General features: G+C 52.2%; 16 protein-coding genes and 1 tRNA gene. 7 read left to right on the top strand and 10 right to left on the bottom strand.

Annotated elements, in window-relative coordinates; all coding sequences use genetic code 11:
- Positions 1 to 40 precede the first annotated feature (40 nt).
- The 5 genes from PsWM33_RS19790 to purU all read right to left on the bottom strand — a co-directional run bounded on the left by PsWM33_RS19790 (position 41) and on the right by purU (position 3,691).
- A complete protein-coding gene (locus PsWM33_RS19790) occupies positions 41 to 877 on the bottom strand; it encodes a hypothetical protein (RefSeq protein WP_063301369.1) in 837 nt (278 codons plus the stop codon).
- Positions 874 to 1,347, bottom strand: coding sequence for a type III secretion system chaperone (locus PsWM33_RS19785; protein ID WP_063295307.1), 474 nt, complete (start codon positions 1,345 to 1,347; stop codon positions 874 to 876). The genes PsWM33_RS19790 and PsWM33_RS19785 overlap by 4 nt, the downstream gene beginning before the upstream one ends.
- A gap of 177 nt (positions 1,348 to 1,524) precedes the next feature.
- Positions 1,525 to 1,647 carry a hypothetical protein gene (locus PsWM33_RS28710; protein WP_275078306.1) on the bottom strand — a complete coding sequence of 41 codons (123 nt, stop codon included), beginning with the start codon at positions 1,645 to 1,647 and terminating at the stop codon, positions 1,525 to 1,527.
- Between the two features lie 251 nt (positions 1,648 to 1,898).
- On the bottom strand, positions 1,899 to 2,825 hold the full coding sequence (locus tag PsWM33_RS19780; protein ID WP_063301368.1) for a bifunctional methylenetetrahydrofolate dehydrogenase/methenyltetrahydrofolate cyclohydrolase: 927 nt from the start codon (positions 2,823 to 2,825) through the stop codon (positions 1,899 to 1,901).
- Positions 2,826 to 2,833: 8 nt separating this feature from the next.
- On the bottom strand, positions 2,834 to 3,691 hold the full coding sequence (gene purU, locus PsWM33_RS19775; protein ID WP_063301367.1) for a formyltetrahydrofolate deformylase: 858 nt from the start codon (positions 3,689 to 3,691) through the stop codon (positions 2,834 to 2,836).
- A 375-nt stretch (positions 3,692 to 4,066) separates the two neighbouring features.
- On the opposite strand from purU, the gene PsWM33_RS19770 reads away from it, so the two are divergent.
- From PsWM33_RS19770 to PsWM33_RS19750, 5 genes are all read left to right on the top strand, one after another.
- Positions 4,067 to 5,191 carry a glycosyltransferase gene (locus tag PsWM33_RS19770; RefSeq protein ID WP_063295310.1) on the top strand — a complete coding sequence of 375 codons (1,125 nt, stop codon included), beginning with the start codon at positions 4,067 to 4,069 and terminating at the stop codon, positions 5,189 to 5,191.
- A 279-nt stretch (positions 5,192 to 5,470) separates the two neighbouring features.
- On the top strand, positions 5,471 to 7,015 hold the full coding sequence (locus PsWM33_RS19765) for an efflux transporter outer membrane subunit (protein WP_208985536.1): 1,545 nt from the start codon (positions 5,471 to 5,473) through the stop codon (positions 7,013 to 7,015).
- Entirely contained in the window at positions 7,012 to 8,166 is a 1,155-nt protein-coding gene (locus tag PsWM33_RS19760) for an efflux RND transporter periplasmic adaptor subunit (protein ID WP_063295311.1), read from the top strand. Before PsWM33_RS19765 ends, PsWM33_RS19760 begins: the two co-directional genes overlap by 4 nt.
- 7 nt (positions 8,167 to 8,173) lie before the next feature.
- Positions 8,174 to 11,395 carry an efflux RND transporter permease subunit gene (locus PsWM33_RS19755; RefSeq protein WP_063301366.1) on the top strand — a complete coding sequence of 1,074 codons (3,222 nt, stop codon included), beginning with the start codon at positions 8,174 to 8,176 and terminating at the stop codon, positions 11,393 to 11,395.
- Between the two features lie 255 nt (positions 11,396 to 11,650).
- A tRNA-Gln gene (locus tag PsWM33_RS19750) sits at positions 11,651 to 11,725 on the top strand.
- A 294-nt stretch (positions 11,726 to 12,019) separates the two neighbouring features.
- Here the strand turns inward: PsWM33_RS19750 and PsWM33_RS19745 are convergent.
- A complete protein-coding gene (locus PsWM33_RS19745) occupies positions 12,020 to 12,682 on the bottom strand; it encodes a DUF4386 family protein (RefSeq protein WP_063301365.1) in 663 nt (220 codons plus the stop codon).
- 332 nt (positions 12,683 to 13,014) lie between these two features.
- On the opposite strand from PsWM33_RS19745, the gene PsWM33_RS19740 reads away from it, so the two are divergent.
- Positions 13,015 to 14,559, top strand: coding sequence for a class I adenylate-forming enzyme family protein (locus PsWM33_RS19740; RefSeq protein WP_063301364.1), 1,545 nt, complete (start codon positions 13,015 to 13,017; stop codon positions 14,557 to 14,559).
- Positions 14,559 to 15,062 carry a GNAT family N-acetyltransferase gene (locus tag PsWM33_RS19735; protein ID WP_057464785.1) on the top strand — a complete coding sequence of 168 codons (504 nt, stop codon included), beginning with the start codon at positions 14,559 to 14,561 and terminating at the stop codon, positions 15,060 to 15,062. The genes PsWM33_RS19740 and PsWM33_RS19735 overlap by 1 nt, the downstream gene beginning before the upstream one ends.
- Before the next feature lie 476 nt (positions 15,063 to 15,538).
- On the opposite strand, the gene PsWM33_RS19730 is transcribed toward PsWM33_RS19735, so the two are convergent.
- From PsWM33_RS19730 to PsWM33_RS19710, 4 genes are all read right to left on the bottom strand, one after another.
- Positions 15,539 to 17,587, bottom strand: coding sequence for an Rv1355c family protein (locus tag PsWM33_RS19730; protein WP_063295316.1), 2,049 nt, complete (start codon positions 17,585 to 17,587; stop codon positions 15,539 to 15,541).
- A gap of 2 nt (positions 17,588 to 17,589) precedes the next feature.
- Entirely contained in the window at positions 17,590 to 18,240 is a 651-nt protein-coding gene (locus PsWM33_RS19725; RefSeq protein ID WP_063301363.1) for a hypothetical protein, read from the bottom strand.
- Between the two features lie 813 nt (positions 18,241 to 19,053).
- A complete protein-coding gene (locus PsWM33_RS19715) occupies positions 19,054 to 20,145 on the bottom strand; it encodes an ABC transporter ATP-binding protein (RefSeq protein WP_063295319.1) in 1,092 nt (363 codons plus the stop codon).
- Between the two features lie 61 nt (positions 20,146 to 20,206).
- Positions 20,207 to 21,013 carry an IclR family transcriptional regulator gene (locus tag PsWM33_RS19710; RefSeq protein WP_063301361.1) on the bottom strand — a complete coding sequence of 269 codons (807 nt, stop codon included), beginning with the start codon at positions 21,011 to 21,013 and terminating at the stop codon, positions 20,207 to 20,209.
- Positions 21,014 to 21,108: the final 95 nt, after the last annotated feature.

Below are 21,108 nucleotides of genomic sequence, written 5' to 3'. Positions count from 1 at the left end.
GAATAAAACTCAGCGGCCTATTCTGTATGAGTGATGACTGCTAGTCAGCGCGGTTAATTAGTGCATTGAAGAAATTGGTTTTGAGAGCAAGTGCCCTTATCGGGTCCGCGTTGTTGCCTTCAGCAATGTTGGGAGCCATTACAATTCCAATGTTTCGTGCATCCATTTTATTCTTCGATTGATGTTCGAGCACCATCGTTGAAAACTTGACAGCGTCTTGAACCATTTCGGGTAACTCATTTACCGGTGGCAAGTTTCCGGGTCCCGGTAGTAACGAAAGGGGAAGATCGAAGTCTCTCATGAAGGCCAACATTTTTGCAGATTCAGTATTTGTCAGGTTATCTCTCAGATTTTGCTTGAAAACACTTGTGAGGTCGTGTTCTGAAAAGCTTTCAAAATCCACGGAGTGTCGAGCGGCAATCAGCTGCTGAATACTAGCCCGTTGACCAGGTACACGAGCTATCCCCACGCTCTTCAGCAAATCTGGGTTCTTTATAAAGTGCTGAATGATGTTCTTGTTTTGCTCTTCAGCTTCTTGTTTACGCTGTTCAGCGAAGTAGACGCCTGCCGAGATCTGCTTTGCAGTCAAACTGTGTGATTTTCCATCCGTATAACCGCAGGCTTTGCAAGCATACTGGTAAGCCTGACTACCCGACCTTTTGCCGTATTCGTTTTGCAGTGCAGTACGAAAAGTGCCTTGATCGACTGTTTTTCGAGTATGATCAACTGTGTGCTGCTTAACCCAGGAAACCACACGCCCCAAATGTGTCGTTTGGGTTTCCCGTTTTGCTAAGCTGCCATCAGTGATAGTTAGTTTCTGATCCCGACCGACAAAATCAGAGATACCTTGAAAAATGCTCAGATTAATTGCTGTCATACTCTCATACCCAAAGTTTCAAAAGAAGGTTCAGCGATAACAGGCGTAGAGTGTTGCCAGTCCATTTGAAGAGGTGCGGTACTGTTCAGTCGTTCATGCCAGGCGGCAGATGTACTGATGAACAGATCCAGCTTTTCCTGCAGCGTAAAAGAGGACTTATCGGCAATGCTAACCACCTGAGACAGATTGATGTGATCTGTCGCCGGATCAAGGTTGAAGCTCATGCCGTGTCCGTGTGTGAGGACACAGTTTGTCTGCATGAGAGCCTGCAGCTTCTCCAGGTCACTGCAAGGCTGCGTGCACAGCACGGCATTGAACAAGAGCGTCTGTGTCGAATCGCGCCACTGCACGTTCATAAAGAGCTCATGCTCCAGCCCAAGCAAGAGCGTGTTGTCTTCATTCAAAGACAGACCATCAAGGCCAATCCTTCGCCCGATCTCGTTAAAGAGTTCATCTAGTAGTTGATGCATGACTTTCTCAACTTTCCTGAAGCAGACAAACCTTGCGGCTTAAACACTTTCTGCTGTTAAAATCAGACTAGCATTCCTTTTGCGACAATCCTGTTCTGGCCATCAGTAAGCCGACAGACAGTTCCGGCAAGTAGCGCTTTCAATATGCGAGCTTGGATGGATTTCAGATTGTTGCAGTCAGTGCCGCCCTGAACGTCGGCCATCGACAAGCTGCACCACATGATCAGCCTCGTGGTACACCAGTTCTGGTAGACTACCTATCTTGCGAATACCTGTGATGTCTCGGTTTGCGTTATGCATCGTGTTTCCCCTCAAATACGTTGCTTAAGAAGAAGTTAGCGAGTCATCAGTGCCTGCGATGTGCTGAAAGAAACAATCTATTTGAAAATGCAAATAAAAATAAAGTGCTGGAAAGCTCAAGATATTTTGAACTTGAACACCACTACAAATAACAAAGGCCCCGAAGATGTTTCGGAGCCTTATCTATAAATCGATTGCAACTGTATAGGTGAGCCAGAGACAAAGAATGTTTGTCTGGCTGGCGCAGTGCCTTAACCGTTCAGGGCTTCAAAGAGCGGCGGTTCTTCGTCCAGTCCCATCAGGCGGCGCGCGGCGGTCAGGGTATTGCTCATCAGCATTGCGATGGTCATTGGCCCGACACCACGCGGAACTGGGGTGATAGCAGCTGTGTGACCGAGTGCTTCATCAAACGCCACATCGCCCACCAGGCGGGTCTTGCCTTCGCCTTTTTCAGGCGCTGGAATGCGGTTGATGCCCACGTCAATAACAGTCGCGCCCGGCTTCAACCAGTCGCCTTTGATCATCTGCGGGCGTCCCACTGCAGCGATAACAATATCTGCAGTACGAACCACATCAGGAAGATCTTTGGTGCGGGAGTGAGCAATCGTCACTGTGCAGTGCTCTTGCAGCAGCAGCTGAGCAATCGGTTTACCAACAATGTTGGAACGGCCAACGATTACAGCGGTTTTGCCGGAAAGGTTGTTGCCAAGTGCTTTCTTTGCCAGCAATACGCTGCCAGCAGGGGTGCATGGCACAAGCGCACGGTCCGTATTACCGCTGCCCAGCAGGCCAACATTGATCGGATGGAACCCGTCGACGTCTTTCTCAGGCTTAATGAGATCGAGGACCTTATTCTCGCTGATGTGCTTCGGCAAAGGCAACTGAACCAGAATACCGTGAATGGTGTCATCTTCGTTCAGTGATGCGACAAGAGCCAGAAGCTCTTCCTCATTCACATCAGCTGATAGCGTGTGTGTGACGGAGTTGAAACCACATGCTTTTGCGGTTCGGCCCTTGTTGCGTACATAAACCTGACTGGCAGGGTCTTCACCCACAATCACAACAGCCAAACCCGGCTTTATACCTGTCTCAGATTCAAGGCGTGCGACACGTGCAGCAATCTCGTCAGTGACAGATGCAGCAATGGCTTTGCCGTCGATAATAAGAGCCTCACTCATGGTAAGTCCTATTTAAAGATCACGGTACGGTCACCGTTAAGGAGAATTCGGTGCTCCAGATGATAGCGGACAGCGCGAGCAAGAACCTGACTTTCCGTATCACGCCCCTGGGCGATGAGTTCGTTCACCGAATGGAAGTGTTCAACCCGGCTCACGTCTTGCTCGATGATTGGTCCTTCGTCAAGGTCTGCGGTTACATAGTGCGCTGTGGCTCCAACCATCTTGACGCCGCGTGCATGGGCCCGGTGATACGGTTTTGCACCTATAAAGCTTGGCAGGAAAGAGTGGTGGATATTGATCACCTTGCCCGCAAGCTTCTCACAGAGCTCATTGGAGAGAATCTGCATGTAACGCGCGAGCACCACCAGATCGATGTTTTCGCGCTCTACCAAATCAACAATCTGGACTTCCTGTTCCGCTTTGGTCTCTTTGGTCACTGGCAGATAGTGAAAGGCAATCTGCTCATGCTCAACGCGGGACTGATACTTAGTGTGGTTGGAAGCAACCGTCACAAGATCCATCGGCAGCTGTCCAGTGGAGTTGCGGTAGAGCAGGTCGTTCAGACAGTGCCCCATCTGTGAGACCAGCACCAGAACACGAGGTTTCTTGGAAAGATCATGCACCTTCCAGTCAAAACCATAGCCGGTTGCAACAGGGCCAAAGCCCTCTTCAAACTGTTCTTTGATCATCCCGTCCGGTGCGTTGAAAGAGATGCGCATAAAAAAGCGATCTGTCTCTGCATCGCCGTACTGAGCGCTTTCACAGATGTTGCAGTTTTGAGAAGCGATTGAGTTTGCAACCGCTGCCACGATCCCTTTTCTGTCTCCGCAGGAAAGGGTGAGCACATAGTTGGCCTTGGTGTTCATAAGAGGCTTAATCTACACGTTTGAACTGAATTTGCTGCCGCGCACAATAGGCGGGAGTACCTAATTTTTAAAGGGTAAATCAACACTGGGACGCAGAAAAAAGCATTGTGCTGCAACAATGTGATTCTTTTTCATACTCACGGTAGAAACCACTAAAACCACTAAGCTTGTGCAGACAGATCCAGATACACAGGAGATAGGGTGCCAAGTAGAGAATTACCCTGATAAATGCATTGGGAGATAATTGGGTATCAAATCAACCAGATTGAGAACAACACCGTAGATTTCTAGATTGAGCTTCGGTGCGTGCTCTTAAAACCAGATTTTCGAGTGTCTGGAGGCGCATCTGTTCGACCGGTGGGCCGGGGGCGCGTCATGAAGCTCTTTATAGTACAGGAAAGCTTCCTTGATGAAGACATTACTGAGATCACCGAGGTGGTCTCCAACGGCCTTGCTGCGCGTCAACACAACATCACTCTGATCACTCTGACGGGCAAACCAAGAGACCTTTCCCACTACTCACCGCGAATTACGCCGGTCTTTCTGGAAAAGGCCAGAGCTGCAGCCGCAGCAGCAGGGGTTGCCAGACTGGTCGAGAAAGAGAAGCCGGATATCATTCTCTCTCACGGCACAGGCAGTAACATAGCTTGTCTGTCCGCGGTCAAGACACGCTCGCGTTTGAAGGTGCCTGTGGCGATCACGCTCCATTCGTCGGTTAACATTTCAGATCGTCTCGCACTGAAAACCCAAAAGAGCGCAGCCACCATAGCAGTGCCGCTGATTTACAGTGAAGCAGAGCGGGTGATCTGTACGCTCAAGTCTATCGAACATGTCGTTGATCTTTGCGAGCAGGTGCCCAAAGAAAAGATCAGTGTCATCTACAATCCTCTTGTCGAAATGAATGTGTTTGAAACGGCAGCAGAGCCGATTAAAGAGGAGTGGTTCGAAACGCACGGCACCAGCAAGGTGATAAGCGTCGGGGCCCCGTCCAGTCGCAATGCCCATCACCAACTCCTCCGCGCCATGGCACTCAGCCGTTACAAGGATAATCTGCGGGCGTATCTGTTGGGTAAGGGAGAGGAGCAGGAAGAACTCCAGCTGCTGGCATCCAATCTGGCACTCGATGATATCGTCACCATGCCGGGCGAAGTCGTCAAACCGGAGAGGTTCCTTAGAGCAGCCAATGTGTATGTCTCAACATCTCAACAAGACAGCGTGTCCGGCGAGTTGGTGCGTGCAATGGCCCTGGGAACACCCATCATAGCGCTCGACAGTGGCGCTGGTGCCCGCGAAGTGCTCAGCGATGTCCGCAATGGCTGGCTCGTTCCATCAGGTGATGCGGACAAACTATCAGAAGCGATCCTCGCCGCAGTGAAATGCGACAGATCTGACGACACTTTGGCCACCAGAGCACGTGATTTCTCTCAGGAACGTGCAATTGATGCCTATGAGAAACTGCTCCTCTCCATGATTTCTGAGCGTGTCACAGATCTGCACTAAGAGTGACCTCCATGGAATTTTCAGCCTAACTAGTTAATATAACTAGGTAAAATAGGGTGCCTCACGTCATTAACGTGGGATAACCCGGCACAGACCACAAGCGTGTTTGACCTGCAAAATCTGCATCAAGTACCATAAGGTCAGCCGTGTTCTTGGCCAGTGTTTGAGTGTGCGTACAGCTTCGTTCTCCGCTAACAATAGATACAGGTCATTGGAGCACCACTGTTGAGTGTCTGGTTCGGTTTTTGTAGCAAGACGAGGAGTTCTCCTGCGCCTACGGTGCGTCGGCGTTCCTCTCTTATGCTGTTCTTCCTGCTGTCAGCCTGCATGGTAGGCCCGGATTTCAAAAGGCCAGAGCTCTCACCAGAAGCCAAGTTTACCCGCAATGATCCCGGAGCAACTGTGTCCGCAGACATACAAGGCGGAGCCTCTCAATCCTTCTCTACCCAAAGAGATCTGCCAGGCGAATGGTGGGAGTTGTTTGAGTCAAATGCCCTCAACACGTATGTCAGCCTTGCCGTCGCCAACAGTCCCACAATTGCGCAGGCAGAAGCCAATCTCAGACAGGCACAGGAAAATGCCTATGTGGCTGGTGCTGGGCTCTACCCAACCGTCACTGGCAATGCAAGCCGTAACAGACAGAAGTTCCCCATAGGTGGCGGCGGAGCAAGTGAGATTGTTGCGAACCTGAACCCTTTCTTCACGACCTACAGCTTGTCATTGGCCATCTCCTATACACTTGATGTTTGGGGGGGCACACGCCGGAACATTGAATCTCAGGTCGCTAACATTCAGTACTCGCAGTTTCAGGTCGAGGCAGCACACCTGACGCTCACATCCAACCTGTTGAATGCCGTCATTTTGGAAGCCTCACTCAGAGGTCAGATCCGCGCAACTGAAGAGATAATCAAGGCACAACAGCGGCAACTCTCCATTCTCCAAGCACAGTTCAGGTTAGGCGGCGTGGATGAAAGTCAGGTCCTGCAACAACTGGCAACGCTTGAGCAAACCAAGGCGACTTTGCCACCACTCCAGCAACAATTGGTGGTGCAGAAAAATCAGATCAAAACGTTGGGCGGCTTCTACCCCACCCAGGACATCGTGAAGGAGTTTGATCTCTCTGATCTGAAACTGCCAAGAAAACTGCCGCTAAGCTTGCCTTCGCAGCTCGTAGCGCGAAGGCCAGACATCCGCTCTGCTGAGGCGCAACTCTGGCAAGCCAGTGCCAACATCGGTGTTGCATTAGCCAACCAGCTCCCAAGCTTCCAGATTACCGGCAACGTGGGCAACGACTCCGACGTGTTCAACCGTCTGTTCTTCTCCGGAACGGGTGCCTGGCAAATAACAACATCCGTAGCTCAAACCGTGTTTGATGCTGGAGCGCTCAACAGTCAGCGTAAAGCTGCGGTTGCAGCGTTCGAGTCCTCTGCCGCTAATTATCGCGAGGTTGTGCTGACCGCATTTGGCGACACCTCCAATGCGGTCAGCGCTTTGAAGAATGATGCCCGCGCCCTGAAGGCCAGTCTTGCAGCCGAACGCTCTGCCAGAAAGAGCCTGCGCCTGACCCAGCAACAGTACAATTTAGGCGCTATCGATCTCACAACACTGCTGCTTGCAGTCCAAACCTATCAGCAAGCGAAGATAAATCTGGTGCAGGCACAAGCCGCACGTTTCACAGACACTGTCGCACTGTTCTTTGCGCTCGGCGGAGGGTGGTGGAACCGTCCCAATGCCGCACCAATAAGGGATGGAAGACCTCTGACCATCATCTCGGCTGTCCCGCCGTTCAATCGCAAACAGATTCAGCCGGTGAACCAGCCATGAATGAACGCAAAAAGCCCAACACCAAAAAACACATGATCATTATGCTGATTTGCGTCGGTATAGCGTTTGGTGGGCTCTACGGATTTCAGCTCTACAAATCCAGAATACTTGGGAAGGTCGTGTCAGGTCTGCAAAACAAGATCGAGACCGTCTCCTCCTACAAATCCACCAAACAACTCTGGACCGAAAAAGTCTCGGCAGTTGGCACGCTTGTAGCAATCATGGGTACTGATTTGTCGCCTGAACTTCCCGGTACGGTGACCCATATCAACTTCGCATCTGGTGAGGACGTCCAGAAAGGCGCGCTGCTGATTGAGTTGGATACCACACAGGAGATTGCGCAACTAAAGTCCTTACAGGCTCAGGAAACTCTGGCGCGTCAAACACTGGACAGAGACCTGAAGCAATACAAAGTCAACGCCGTCAGCAAACAGCAGATCGATTCCGACTGGTCGAGCCTGAGAGACTTTCAGGGACAAGTGCAAGACCAGCTTGCGATCATTGCCAAGAAAAACATCCGTGCTCCATTCTCAGGCCGTTTGGGCATCCGCCAGGTTAGCGTTGGCCAGTATCTCAATGTGGCCCAGCCCTACGTCAACCTTCAGCAGCTTGATGATCTCTTCGTTGATTTTTACATCCCCCAGCGCTTTCTGGGCACCATCAAGCGCGCTCAGGAAATTGAGGTCTCGGCTGATACCTATCCGGGAAAGTCCATCAAAGGCAAAGTGGTTGCCATAGATGCGCAGGTTGACATCAACAACGGTAACGCCAGAGTACGTGGTCGCTTTGCAAATCCGAATAAAGAACTGATCCCGGGCATGTTCGTCGATGTGCAAACAGTGATATCTGCGCCAAAAGAGCAGGTCACAGTGCCGCAAACGGCAATCACCTACAACTCCTATGGGGTCAACGTTTATGTGCTGACTAAGACCGACGAAAAGCACATGGATAAACCTGTCTACACTGCCAAGCAGCGCTTCATCGAGGTCGGTGCAAAACGAGGTGACCAGATCGTGATTTCAAAAGGTCTTAAGGTGGATGAACTCGTAGTGAGTGCAGGGCAGCTCAAGCTCCGCAATGGCTCCAAGGTCGTCATCGACAACTCAGTGCTGCCACTCAATGACCCTGACCCGAAACCCGTAGAGCAATAGGTGGGCCATGAACAGTTTCACAGAAATTTATGTTCGTCGCCCCGTTCTGGCCTCCACCATCAGCCTGATGATTTTGGCGCTGGGCTTGCGCGCAATCTTCTTACTACCGGTGTTGGAGTATCCAAAGACGGAAAACGCTGTCATCACCATTTCAACCACCTTGTTCGGCGCCAGCGCTGAGACTGTCGCGGGCTTCATCACCACCCCGCTGGAAGAAGCAATCGCGCAGGCCAACGGCATCGACTACATGACCTCGACCAGTGCCAGCACGGTCAGTACCATCACAGTCAATCTGGTGCTCAATTACGACGCGGACAAAGCCCTTACGGAGATCAACACTCACATCAGTTCGGTGCTGGACCAGCTGCCGCAGGAAACGCAGAACCCGGTACTCACAATTCAAATCGGTGAGACCATCGATGCTATGTACATCGGTTTCACATCCGACGTGATCGACCGTAACCAGCTCACGGACTACATCGTCCGTGTTGTTCAGCCTCAAATACAGGCGATCAACGGAGTTCAAACCGCCGAACTTATTGGCGAAAAACGCTTTGCAATCCGCGCCTGGCTGTATCCGGATAAACTGGCTGCCTATGGCCTCACTGGCACAGACATCGCAAATGCTCTGGCCCGCAATGACTTTATCTCCGGCGTAGGCAACACCAAGGGCCAGATGGTGCAGGTGGAACTCACTGCCAACACCAATCTGACAGATGTTGAAGATTTCCGTCAGCTTGCTGTGGCAGAAAGTGATGGTGCGATCATTCGCCTGCGTGATGTGGGCAGAGTGGAGCTGGGGTCAGAAGATTATAATCTGGCTGTGCTCTATTCCGGCAAGGTGGCCGTGTATATTGGGGTGCAGGCCGCGCCAGCCGCAAACGTGCTTGCCATGTTGGACCAAGTACGTCAAGTCGTGCCCAAAATCCAAAATGGAATGCCCCCGGGACTGGAAGCACGGATCGTCTACGACTCCGGTCTCTTTATCAACGCTGCAATTGATGAGGTAATCAGCGCCCTTCTTGAAGCATTAGTGATCGTAACCTTCGTGGTCTTCCTCTTCATCGGCTCCCTGCGCACGGTAGCCATTCCCATCATCGCGATCCCGCTATCGCTCATAGGCACCTTCTTCATCATGCTGGTTTTGGGCTACTCCATCAATCTGCTCACACTCTTGGCCCTGGTGCTCGCCATCGGCCTCGTGGTGGATGATGCAATTATCGTGGTGGAGGACGTGGAACGACACATCTCGGAAGGCAGTACCCCGTTTCAGGCTGCTATTCAGGCCGGACAAGATCTCGGCAGACCCATTCTCGCGATGACGGTCGTGCTTGTAGCAGTGTATGCCCCCATTGGCTTTCAGGGCGGTTTGACGGGAGCCCTGTTTACAGAATTCGCCTTCACAGTGGTTGGTTCGGTGACCATTTCAGCCATTGTAGCGCTCACTTTGACACCCATGATGAGCTCCAAGATCCTGAAAGCGAGATCACAGGAGACCTCAGGCTGGGATGATGCCATGACCCGCACGGTTGATGATATCTACGACCGGTTCCGCAAACGCTACTTGCGCGCCTTGGAAGCCTCACTGGACAACAGACTGGTCGTTCTCACCTTTGCCTTTCTGATCCTCGCCAGTATTCCCACACTCTATTCCACCTCCCAGCAAGAGCTTGCACCTCAGGAAGATCAGGGCCTTGTTCTGGCGCAGTCAACGCCAGCACCTTCGGCCACCCTGCAACAAAAAATGCTCTACACAGAAGAAATCTATCGCATCGCCCGAAAGTATTCTGAGGTTGAAGGCGTGTTCCAGCTGGTACTGTCCTCTAGCGTGCTGTCTGGCGTTCTGCTGACACCGTGGGATGAGCGCGACAAAACGGCCACCGAACTGCAATACGCCATGCAGCCCCCGATGGAAGGCGTGGCAGGTTTCAAAACCGTGATGTTCCAAAACCCGCCCTTACCGGGCAGCAGCGGCTTGCCCGTGCAATTCGTCATCAAAACCACCCAACCCGTCGATAAACTCAACGCTGTTGGGTCACAAGTGCTGGAAAAAGCGCAGGCCACGGGTAAGTTCATCTTTATTGATAAGGACTTGAAGATCGATAAGCCGCAGGGCAAAATCAACATCGATCGGGATCGAGTCGCCGAGCTCGGGCTCACTCTGCAGGATGTGGGGCAATCCCTCACAGCGCTCATGAGTGGCGGTTACATCAACTACTTCGATTTTGATGGCCGCTCTTACCGGGTCATCCCGCAAATCATTCAGTATGACCGCCTAAATCCGGAACAGCTGTTGGACACCTATATCCGGGTGCCGAACAGCTCGGCAACTCCAAGCAGTGCGGCGCAAAGCGGAAGCTCGTCACCCAGCTCCGCTGCCAGTTCATCGGCAGCAGGTGCGTCAGGAACGAACACAAGCAGCAATGCTCCGCGCAGTACAATCGTGCCGCTCTCCAGCGTTGCAACGTTGGATATGCAGGTCACGCCAGAATTCATTCCGCACTTCCAGCAACAAAACTCCATGACGCTCTCCGGCGTACCCAGCTTTGGGGTACCTCTGGCGGAGGCCTTGCAAGTCCTGCAGCAAATAGCGGCAGAAGAACTGCCAGAAGGTTATGATGTTGATTACGCCCAACAGTCGCGCCAGTTCGAGCAAGAAAGCAGCGGCTTTGTCGTCACATTCGTGTTTGCGCTGCTTATTATCTTTTTGGCACTTGCAGCCCAGTTCGAAAGCTTCCGTGACCCGATCATAATTCTCGTCTCGGTTCCAATGTCCATCGCAGGGGCGCTGTTCTTCATCAATATCGGATTGGGCGGAGCGAGCATTAACATTTATACGCAGGTTGGGATCATCACGCTCATGGGCCTGATCTCGAAGCACGGCATTCTGATCGTGGAAGTTGCCCGCGAACTCCAGGAAAATCAGGGCGCAACCAAACGTGAAGCCGTGATTGGCGCCTTGCAAATCCGCCTGCGCGCTATCCTGATGACAACCGCCGCCATGGTGCTTGGCGTGATCCCGCTAGTGCTGGCAAGCGGAGCAGGCGCAGCCTCTCGTTTCAACATGGGGCTGGTGATTGCGACTGGCTTGTCCATCGGAACACTCTTCACTTTGTTCGTCGTCCCAAATGTCTACATGCTCATTGCACAAGATCGCTCCAAACTGGCACAACCCGATGATAAAGCGGAGGAATTGCCAAAGGGAAACGGTGAACCAGACCCAACCTGATAGCGCAGTGAAACAGGGCAAACTCTCAAAACGGCAGAATTCCTTGAGGTTTCAACCCCTCTGGGAAATGAAAGAAGCAGGTTTCAGATAAGAAATTACAAAGGCAAAAGCCCAGAGCAGCACGCCAGTTCCAGCACTCACACAATCCGCTTTTATGCTCACCTGTGGAACACTTGTAAGTTTCTCACAGCAAAAAGAAATTGAGTGGTTGCCTATTCCAAATCATAAAGCTATAACCCGCCCCACACACAGCGATGGGGTGTAGCCAAGTGGTAAGGCAACGGTTTTTGGTATCGTGTACCGTAGGTTCGAATCCTACCACCCCAGCCATTTTCTCCTGAAAATTTATTCGACTAGCCTAGAGTTAAACATAGCTTTTATGCGTTCTCTAAAGCCTGTAATGAGCAGTCAGTAACACTGGCTTAAATGCTGTTCTCTGTGCATGCACATTCCAGTTACCAGCCACGTTCCTTCCCAAAATATAACTGTGTCGATTCTCAAGAAGATTTTGCATCATGTAACATGCTGTTTTAATTGAGATAATTCCTCTTCATTGCCTGGCGACCTTAGCTTGCCCAAATTCCTTGAGGGTGCTTTGATCGCTGAGACCATTCTGCAACCGGCTTAACCAGAGGCTTCACCATGTCTGAGCAGATAGATACCTGCCCAGATGAACCAGAGAATGAAGCCAAGGCCGAAGATGATACCGCCCGGATCGCTCATGCCTGGAATGACTGTGGCAATCCCTGCCAGACCGATGATAATGCCAAGCCAGCCAAGTCCCTTGGAAAGACTGGAGCCACGCAGGCCAGCCCAGCACAGCAGCAACACCCACAGGCCACCGGTGATCTCGTTGCCCCCGCCAATACCTTCCTGCACGTTGCTCAGGGTTGCCCACATCACCAGTGCTTCGTCATGGTCCAGTACGTAAAGGGTTGAAACTTCCGCCAGAGAAATGTTGGCTAGCATGCCACTGGCCAAAATCAGACCCGCCCAGATCAACCCGAAAGCAGCGGCAACCTGAGAGAGACCCGGCGTTGCAGCTTTCAGCCGGTCATGCAGCGCAATCACCAACACCACCAGAAGCACTGCATTGACGATGTAGATGATGAAATTCCAGAGATACATAAGGCTCTGATTGGACACGATGAATGCCAGCAGGTTCGCATCACTGCCGTCTTCGCCAAAGCCGGCATCCGCGAGCAAGGTGGTTAAAAGAGCAAAGCCAATAATGTATGTGGCCGCTTCAATAAGAGAGGCTATTCCTCCAGCTTTTTGAAGGTTCATGGCAGGGGTCCCTCTTAATATTCATAATTGAACTCAGGCAGAACATGGGATGCTCTGAGCAACAAAGAAATGTAAAGTGCAGAAAGCCGCAGCGTAAACTTACAAATTGCGTTAAACAAGAGGCGTATACCCAGACTTGCAAAAAACTATAGTATTCGCAGTTTGAAAGTTTGTGTTGAAGCAGCCGACCATAATTCGTCACCACGACGCTCCCAGACCAATAATAAGAGACGAGTGAACAGTGCGTGATCGCCAGAAGAAAAACGGGCGATGAGACGGTAGCAGCCAGATTGCTTTTGAGGGAAAGCACTCTGATTTGAGGGGGAGACCGAATGAACCTGGCAGAATGGCTGGCCCGTACAGCAAGAATAACACCCGATGCACCTGCGCTCTTTCACGGAACGCAGCTTGTGGCAACCTACGGTCAGTTTGGCGCGCGCTCCGCTGCCATCGCCGGTGCTCTGCAAAGTGACTATGGTGTTTCCAAGGGCGACCGTGTTGCCATCTTCATGAAAAACCGCACAGAGTATCTGGAAGCCAGCTATGGCATTTGGTGGTCTGGCGCCGCTGCAATTCCGATCAATGCCAAGCTGCACCCGAAAGAAGCCGCATGGATTATTGAGAATGCTGAGGCCACCACCGTCTTCATCTCTGATGATGTGGGGGAGGATCTGATCAGGGAGATTGACCAGTCCAAAACCAAGGTTATCTCGGTAGATCAGGACAGCTACAAGCAGATGCTCACCGCAGAGCCTTTGGCGCAGCCTGTACCCATTGACGCGCAGGATATGGTCTGGTTGTTTTACACCTCCGGCACCACAGGCCGCCCTAAAGGGGTGATGATGTCCTCGCAAAACATCCAGAGCATGATGCTCGGGTATTATGCAGGCATTGGCACACCAACGCACGAAGACGCCACGCTTTACGCAGCTCCCATGTCCCACGGTGCAGGCATTTACAGTTTCATGCACGTTGTGGCGGGTGGTCGCCACGTTTGTCCGGTCTCTGGCGGGTTTGACGCTGCAGAGATTCTGGAAATCGCCCCACAGGTCGGCAGGATCGCCATGTTTGCGGCACCCACAATGGTGCACCGGCTGGTGGAAGTGGCCAAAGCCACAGGCGCAACGGGTGAGGGGCTGGACACCATCATCTATGCTGGCGGTCCAATGTACTTCGCTGATATCGTTGAAGCCGTTGATGTTCTCGGCCCACGCTTCGCGCAGATCTACGGGCAGGGCGAATGCCCAATGGGCATCACAGTCCTCAGCCGGGAGCAGGTCTGCAACAGAAAACATCCCCGTTGGGAAGAAAGATTGAAATCAGTTGGGGTAGCTCAAGTTGTCTCGAATGTTCGTGTGGTAGGAGAGGACATGAAAGACCTGCCCGTCGGTGAGATTGGCGAGATTGTCGTGTCAGGTTCGGCGGTCATGCTAGGCTACTGGCACAATGAGGAAGCAACCGCTTCCACGATTGTCGATGGTTGGTTGAAAACAGGCGACATGGGTGCGCTGGATGAGGATGGGTTCCTCACCATGCACGACCGCTCGAAGGATATGATTATCTCGGGCGGGTCCAATATCTATCCTCGCGAAGTGGAAGAGATCCTTCTGCTGCATCCGGATGTATCTGAAGTCGCAGTTGTCGGTCGGTTCCATGAAGAGTGGGGCGAAGAGGTGGTGGCAATCATCTCGCCAGAGAAGGGAAAGACCGTCGCTTTTGCAGAGCTGGATCAGCTGTGCATTGATAACATCGCGCGTTTCAAGCGTCCGAAGCAATACGTCGCCATGGATCAGTTGCCCAAGAACAATTATGGCAAGATCCTTAAGCGAGACTTGCGAGAGATGTTGAAAGGCCCGCAGAGAGGTGGATCAGTCTGATGAAGTCCTTTGAAATTCGTAGTGCTCGCTCAAAAGATATCCCGCAGATCGGAGAGGTCGGTCTCGCCTCATGGAAACGGGGCATCGGCCCCCACGTGCCACAGGTTGCTCACGATACCATGAGCAAAGCCTCCTTCACCGATTTTGCAAGCGCCTGTCTGGATCAGATTGTGGTGGCAGTCAAAGAAGATCGTGTGCTCGGCTTTGCTGCAACAGAACATGCCGACAACTTCATCACTGACCTCTGGATTGATCCGGACTACGAGAGCAGCGGACTGGGCACCGCGCTGGCAGAAGAAGCGGAACGCCGCATCGCCGCCCGTGGCTACCACACCGCAGAAATCTCGGTCCTCATCCAGAACGAACGCGCTCTGGGCCTCTATCACCACATGAGATACGAGGATGTGCGCGAGGCCACCAAGTTCGACGAAGACCTCAAATGCGAAATCACCTACATCCGCCTCCGCAAACATCTCCCATTCTACGCAGAAGAAATCGCCTGAGGTCTTCCCTCAGGCATGCCTTCGTGGGTGTGGGAAACTCTTTCATGCTGAGCCCTTCACGGAAGTTCGACAGTGTCTAACTCTTCGCGGTGTAGAGAGGCGTTGGGTGACCAAAGTGGACCTACGAACTTACTTGGCAAGTTCCCTGCCAGAGTGATGTTATAAGCCGGAGCATTGCTACGCTCACAAAACTTGCGTTTGAGCAGGGCGTCCACTTTTGCTTTTGATAAAGGGAGGACAAACAAAAGATTGGTTTGCTGTTCCTAAGGCAAGCTGAGATCCGGCTAAAATATTTCATTTCAATCTGACCGTCAACGTGCGCAAATACACGAGACTACCTCTATATAACTCTTTTCTAACCTGAACAAAAACACTTGGGCGAGCAAACGGGTTTCAAATAACGACAGCTATGTACCCAATGGGCCAATTATGATTGCGGGAGCGAACATCGTCCGAGTTGCCATAGCTTTTTGGGATTACTCACGCATACTTACGGCAGTTGGCGGAGCCCCATATCCCATACGCAATGATAAGACTGCCTTACGAGCGCCAAGACCAACAGTTTCCACCCACTCTTCGTGCAAAGCTCTGGCTTCAACCTTTAACTCTTCAGGCATTAGTGATGCCGCCTCATCTCCTGTTTGCGCATAAAGGAAACAGGGCGACCATGGCTGCGCCCAGAGCCTCCGGCAGGTAGCCTCGAGCCAAACACGCTGCAGCGCGGCACCTCCGCGCATATAGGCCTCTTGCCCTTCACCCTCAATCGTAATCACAAACCCCAGTCCGGCAGCCGCAAAAGCATCTTTTACTGGATCACCGAGGGCGGCCCCAAGGTTCCGTTCCCGAAGCGCTGCCATAATATCTGGACGCATGGCAAGCTTCACCTTTTCAAGATCGGGTGGGCTCAGCTCAAGTGTTCGCACATCAAGTCCCTGACGGACCGGCTCTTCTCCAGGCCAGACCAGTTCGCGGGCCAGATCATCATGCAATTGCGGTGAAAGAAACCTCAGTCGCTCGGCTCGTGCCAGAAAATTGGCATAGCTGTTACGTGCTTCCCCCTCAAACAGAACAAGCTCTCCGCCCTCAGCCCAGGCAGCATTTTTGAGCGCGGCTATGTCTTCCACTGAAAGACCACGGGCTTCCAGATGCCGCCGATTGGTCATTCGCCTTGGTATAAACTCAGCCAGATAGTTGGGCAAACCACCGTCGCCGTCACCCAGTTCTACCAGTGCACGATCACCTGAACTCAATCGGGCATCCCCAAGTGATCGCCGGGAGGCAGCCAGTGCACGGGCATTCATCCAGGCAGCCCCCACCGCAACCAGACTACCACGTTGGTCAATGTCCATGGCAACCTGCACCCCGTCGCTGACTGCAAGTTCAAGCTGGTTATCCTGCCACTCGAAATGCCAGCGTTGAGCATTGCCCCCGGACGGGGCCAGTTTTGCAGCAGCGATCATATCCCGTTTTAAATCGCCGGTTGCACAATTGGTATCGCGCGGCGGGGCAGAAGGGAACGACGCGTAGTCTGGCTCAGGTTGAACAAGGTCGAGATAAGATTGACCAAATGACCGCCCCGAGGCCACGGGCAGGCCGACCGCGATATGCCGGGCAATATCCACCACCGCTCCCGCACCTGAGGTAACATCACTGGAGAGTTGCGGCCAGGTTTGCAGGGTCCGATCAATCTCGAACAACGAAGCGCCCAACCCGGTCGAAACATTGTCGGCAACGATGATCCGCAAAGCAAGCCCCACGCGCTCATCAGCTCCCATATTTGAGAGGGTTGCAACATTCAAATCGCCAGCAAGACCATGAAACAAGGCACGCTCGGGCTCTTGATCATAACGTTCCACATCTAACATGCAGCGGTCAGAAGTATTCATGATGACGGGAACACGCGCTGTACGGCAGGTTTCGCGAAGAGCCACCTTAATGGAAAAGCTGTCACAAACTTCGATCAATTGATCGAGCCCAGCCACGAAATCAGTGCAATTGTCAGGGTTTACTCCGTCCTGATAGATCTCAATGTCACAATAGGGATTGATCTCAGCCATGCGCCGCGCTGCGGAAACGCATTTATTGAGACCAATATCCATGAGGGAGGCAGGAATGCGATTAAGATTAGTCAGCTCCAACGCATCGAAATCTGCAAGCCGAAAGCGCTGGAACCCAAGAGAAACCATCGCTATTGCAATCGCGTAGCCAGTTGAAAGCCCAACGATCCCCACGCGCGCTGCATGAATAAGTTCCGCCGCATGATCATCGATTTTCAATCTATTCCGGTTTTCACGGATGCCATGAAATGCACCCGCTTCTGGTAGGCGCAGCGCAAGATTGCGCCACGGGTAGTAAACTATGCGGTATGAGACTTCTTTCACGTCCGGCAGGCACTTGCCAATTTCATCCTGCAAGGCTGGACCGTGATCAACAAGCTGAACAGAATCTGACATCAACTCTTTAATGCGTGCGGCATCGCTGACATTTGCCGGGTCAAGGATCTCTGGCTTCCATAGTGTTGTCATCGTCAAAAACATCCTGCATTCATGCTATGTGAGACTGGTAGGAACTTGGCGATCTGTGCTTCAAGACGGTTCCTGTCAAACCAAACTACACCTGTGAGAATATCAGGCTTGGGGAAGGGAACCGGCTTGATATCACTGTCCATTACCCCGCCATAGCGGGTGAAAACCGGAACTGAGAATGGTGAAAGGGCAGCAACGATCCAGCGGCAGCCCGTTTGAGGCAACTGCAGATAAAGGCCCGCGACCAAAAGTGGGGCAATCGATGTGCTGTCACCACGAAACTCGTTATCCATCCATCCGGTCTTGCCTTCCAGAACACCTTCGCTCAGGCGCGACCGAACCTTGTTGTGGATCATTTCGAAAGCAGGGAAACCATCAAGCTCCTTACAAACCGGAAGGTCATTTTCGCTAAGAGCCCCCCGGGTCCTGGCCCCGGCGATTGGCCTGCCATCCAGCATCACAACGGAAAACCTCTCAATTCCCCTCAAAACCGCAGTTTGTGAAGCAAAAACCATTTCTTCTGCATCGTAGAGCTTGTAGCGCCGACGCGCACCAGCCAGAAACGCCTGCCACAATTCCGGTGAAGTCTTTGCCTCTGCCAGAACCAAAGTTAATCCCGTTGTTTCATCGTGATAGTGGATTTGATTTGTCACCCCAGCCCTGCCAGTCTTGGAGATGCATCTGAAGCGGCTTTTGGGATCAGCCCCTCTAGAGATTCGTTTCACAGATATTATTTCTTAAAAGAATATGATGCTATGCATTCATACTAATGTTTATTGGGGTAGGGTTTTATACAAATTGCTTATAAATTCCGTCAGGAGACAGAAATTGCAAGAGGTCTTTACAGGGCTACAGAACAGCATCTGATTATGTGGTCATCTTGTAGACTACATAGACAGCAGCAGCAAAAAAGTTGGGTTTAGCGGTAGGTGGGATATACTCGCCAACTGGCTAGGAATTGTCTTTGCTATTTTTTTGTGGGGAGCACTATGGTACGGTTCATTAGCCTCATGTCCTGAAGTCCAGCTTTAATCCTACGATGGCATGACCTTGATCTTTTTTGCTTTTCTTATGCTGATCTAAGGCGTAAACACTCTGTTCGCAGATGGTATTCAACCAATCATTGTTAGTGATTTGAAGCCCAGGTTTCCAGGAGCCATGGATTGCATCTATGGCTCGTGTGGCCGTCATCTCTAGCTCTATTTGCCTGAAGTTGAGTTTTCGTTTTTGCGTTACAATGTGATGACAAATGTACTGCGAGAGTGATGCCAGCTGTTTTGTATTAAACTACCTTTCCCTTTGATAGCATAACCACCAAAAGTTCCGTTGTTATCCTTTGATGCGAACAACTTCATTTAGTTTACCTGAATTCTCATACTTACAGTGAAAATCCGCTTCGACCGAGTTTCACAAGTGAAGGCAAATCATGCTGGCTGGCAACCGCAGGTCAACGCACATCATGTCCCTCAACGCAACCGCTCGCCATCGGGCTTGAACAGCAATGCTCGTGAGGCGGGCAGGGTCAGGTGCAGGGTGTTGCTGTTTTGCTCAAGGCGGTTGCCGCGGCTTTCTGCAATGACCTGAACGCCTCCGGGCAAGGTGCAATAGGCGTAGCTGGTTTCGCCAAGGTTCTCGACCAGTGACACGCTCACATCGGCGCCAACTCCGCCTTCACCTGAGCCGACCACAAAGTGTTCCGGGCGAATGCCAACGCTCACCATTGCGCCCTCCACCACGGAGGAGGTGATCCCCGGCACGACCAGCGTCTGCCCGTCAAAACCGGATACGGAGATCTCTAGTCCGGCATCGGTTGAGCGTACAGCCTTACCACTCAGGAAGTTCATCTTGGGAGAACCGATAAAGCCTGCCACGAACTGGTTTGCGGGGTTATCGTAAAGCTCCAACGGCTTGCCTACCTGCCGGATGTAACCACCTTCCAGCACCACAATCTTGTCAGCCAGTGTCATGGCCTCCACTTGATCGTGGGTCACGTAGATCATCGTGGCTGCCACGTCCTTGTGCAGTTTGGCAAGCTCAATGCGCATTTGCACGCGAAGCTCTGCATCAAGGTTGGAAAGCGGTTCGTCAAACAGGAAGACCTTCGGATTGCGGACAATCGCCCGGCCAATCGCCACGCGCTGCCGTTGGCCGCCGGAAAGCGCTTTCGGGTGACGGTCCAGATACTCTTCCAGCTTTAAAATACGCGCTGCTTCATCCACCTGCCGCTTGATCTCGGCTTTGGGATGACCGGTCATCTTCAGGCCAAAGCCCATGTTCTCCGCAACTGTCATGTGCGGGTAGAGCGCGTAGCTCTGGAACACCATGGCAATGCCGCGCTGGGAGGGATCGATGTCCGTCACATCCTCATCCGCAATATGGATGGTTCCACTGTTGCTGGTCTCCAATCCGGCGATGGTCCGCAACAAGGTGGATTTTCCGCAGCCAGAGGGTCCAACGAAAACAACAAACTCGCCCTCCTCAATGTCCAGGTCCACACCGTGGATCACCTGCGTGTCGCCATAACTCTTCTTTAGATCGCGCAACACAACTGCGGTCATTTGTTCCCCTCCCGAAAAATATCTTCAATATCTGAGCAAGGGCCTCCCAAAGCCCCGCAAATCAAACACCCAGTGCAATCTGAGCGTTCTCTGAAATCTCATTGGTTGCTGCCTTCATGGCAGGCAAATAGGTTTCGACCATAGTGTCGAGCGAGGTCACATAGGTTGTACTGGTCACGGAAAGCGCGCCAATTGACTCCCCGCGCTTGTTCAGGATCGGCAAGGCCACACAAATGATGGTGCCTTCATGCTCCTCATCGTCATAGGCATGTCCGCGCTCACGGATACGAGCCAGCTCATCGCGCAGCATTGTCTCGTTCACCAGCGTTTTATCTGTATGGCGCTGGAATGATTGCGCCTTGATCGCCTCAATAAGCCGCGCCTCAGGAAGAGCAGAAAGCATCGCTTTGCCCACGCCTGTGCAGTAGGCCGGACCAATCTTGCCGGGACTGGAGAACATGGAAACGCTGCGTGGTGGTAAGCGCTTGTCCACGTAAAGCACCTGATTGTTGTCCAGCACAGCCAGATGAATGGTCTCCGGAATCTGCGTGCTCAGCATGTCCAGCGTATCCCGCGCCACACTGGCAAGGCTGGCACGGCTCCAGGCAGAATGGGCCAGCCGCAGCACCCGCATGCCAATGGAATAGGTCTGATGCACCTCGTCATGCACCAGCATGCCTTCCTTTACCAATTGCCGTAGCTGACGGTGCAACGTGGCCCGGCTCAGCGGCAAAGCATTCAAAAGCTCTACGAACCGAGGGGGTGATTCTGCCATTGCAACCGCGTCCAGCACCACCAGTGCCTTGGAAATGGGGCTTGTGAGGTCTTGCTCGGTTTCCTCAGAGATACTCAGAGTTTGTGCGCCCATTTCCTGCTGTTTCCTTACCCGTTCCGGAAATCTGCAATTTTCATACAGATCCCTTCCTAGTTCCTTTGGTTGACAATTATGCACTAGCACGTAAC

The organism is Pseudovibrio sp. WM33 (genome assembly GCF_001623165.1).
Taxonomy (GTDB): domain Bacteria; phylum Pseudomonadota; class Alphaproteobacteria; order Rhizobiales; family Stappiaceae; genus Pseudovibrio.
Note: the sequence above shows the minus strand (reverse complement) of the source record. Positions and strands in the feature narration are given on the sequence as shown.

Bases quoted from the DNA above. Each gene is read 5' to 3' on its own strand.
- PsWM33_RS28710 (WP_275078306.1), bottom strand. From the start codon at position 1,647: ATGCATAACGCAAACCGAGACATCACAGGTATTCGCAAGATAGGTAGT.
- PsWM33_RS19780 (WP_063301368.1), bottom strand. From the start codon at position 2,825: ATGAGTGAGGCTCTTATTATCGACGGCAAAGCCATTGCTGCATCTGTC.
- PsWM33_RS19715 (WP_063295319.1), bottom strand. From the start codon at position 20,145: ATGACCGCAGTTGTGTTGCGCGATCTAAAGAAGAGTTATGGCGACACG.
- PsWM33_RS19755 (WP_063301366.1), top strand. From the start codon at position 8,174: ATGAACAGTTTCACAGAAATTTATGTTCGTCGCCCCGTTCTGGCCTCC.
- PsWM33_RS19790 (WP_063301369.1), bottom strand. From the start codon at position 877: ATGACAGCAATTAATCTGAGCATTTTTCAAGGTATCTCTGATTTTGTC.
- PsWM33_RS19745 (WP_063301365.1), bottom strand. From the start codon at position 12,682: ATGAACCTTCAAAAAGCTGGAGGAATAGCCTCTCTTATTGAAGCGGCC.
- PsWM33_RS19760 (WP_063295311.1), top strand. From the start codon at position 7,012: ATGAATGAACGCAAAAAGCCCAACACCAAAAAACACATGATCATTATG.
- PsWM33_RS19730 (WP_063295316.1), bottom strand. From the start codon at position 17,587: ATGACAACACTATGGAAGCCAGAGATCCTTGACCCGGCAAATGTCAGC.
- PsWM33_RS19710 (WP_063301361.1), bottom strand. From the start codon at position 21,013: ATGGGCGCACAAACTCTGAGTATCTCTGAGGAAACCGAGCAAGACCTC.
- purU (WP_063301367.1), bottom strand. From the start codon at position 3,691: ATGAACACCAAGGCCAACTATGTGCTCACCCTTTCCTGCGGAGACAGA.
- PsWM33_RS19740 (WP_063301364.1), top strand. From the start codon at position 13,015: ATGAACCTGGCAGAATGGCTGGCCCGTACAGCAAGAATAACACCCGAT.
- PsWM33_RS19785 (WP_063295307.1), bottom strand. From the start codon at position 1,347: ATGCATCAACTACTAGATGAACTCTTTAACGAGATCGGGCGAAGGATT.
- PsWM33_RS19770 (WP_063295310.1), top strand. From the start codon at position 4,067: ATGAAGCTCTTTATAGTACAGGAAAGCTTCCTTGATGAAGACATTACT.
- PsWM33_RS19735 (WP_057464785.1), top strand. From the start codon at position 14,559: ATGAAGTCCTTTGAAATTCGTAGTGCTCGCTCAAAAGATATCCCGCAG.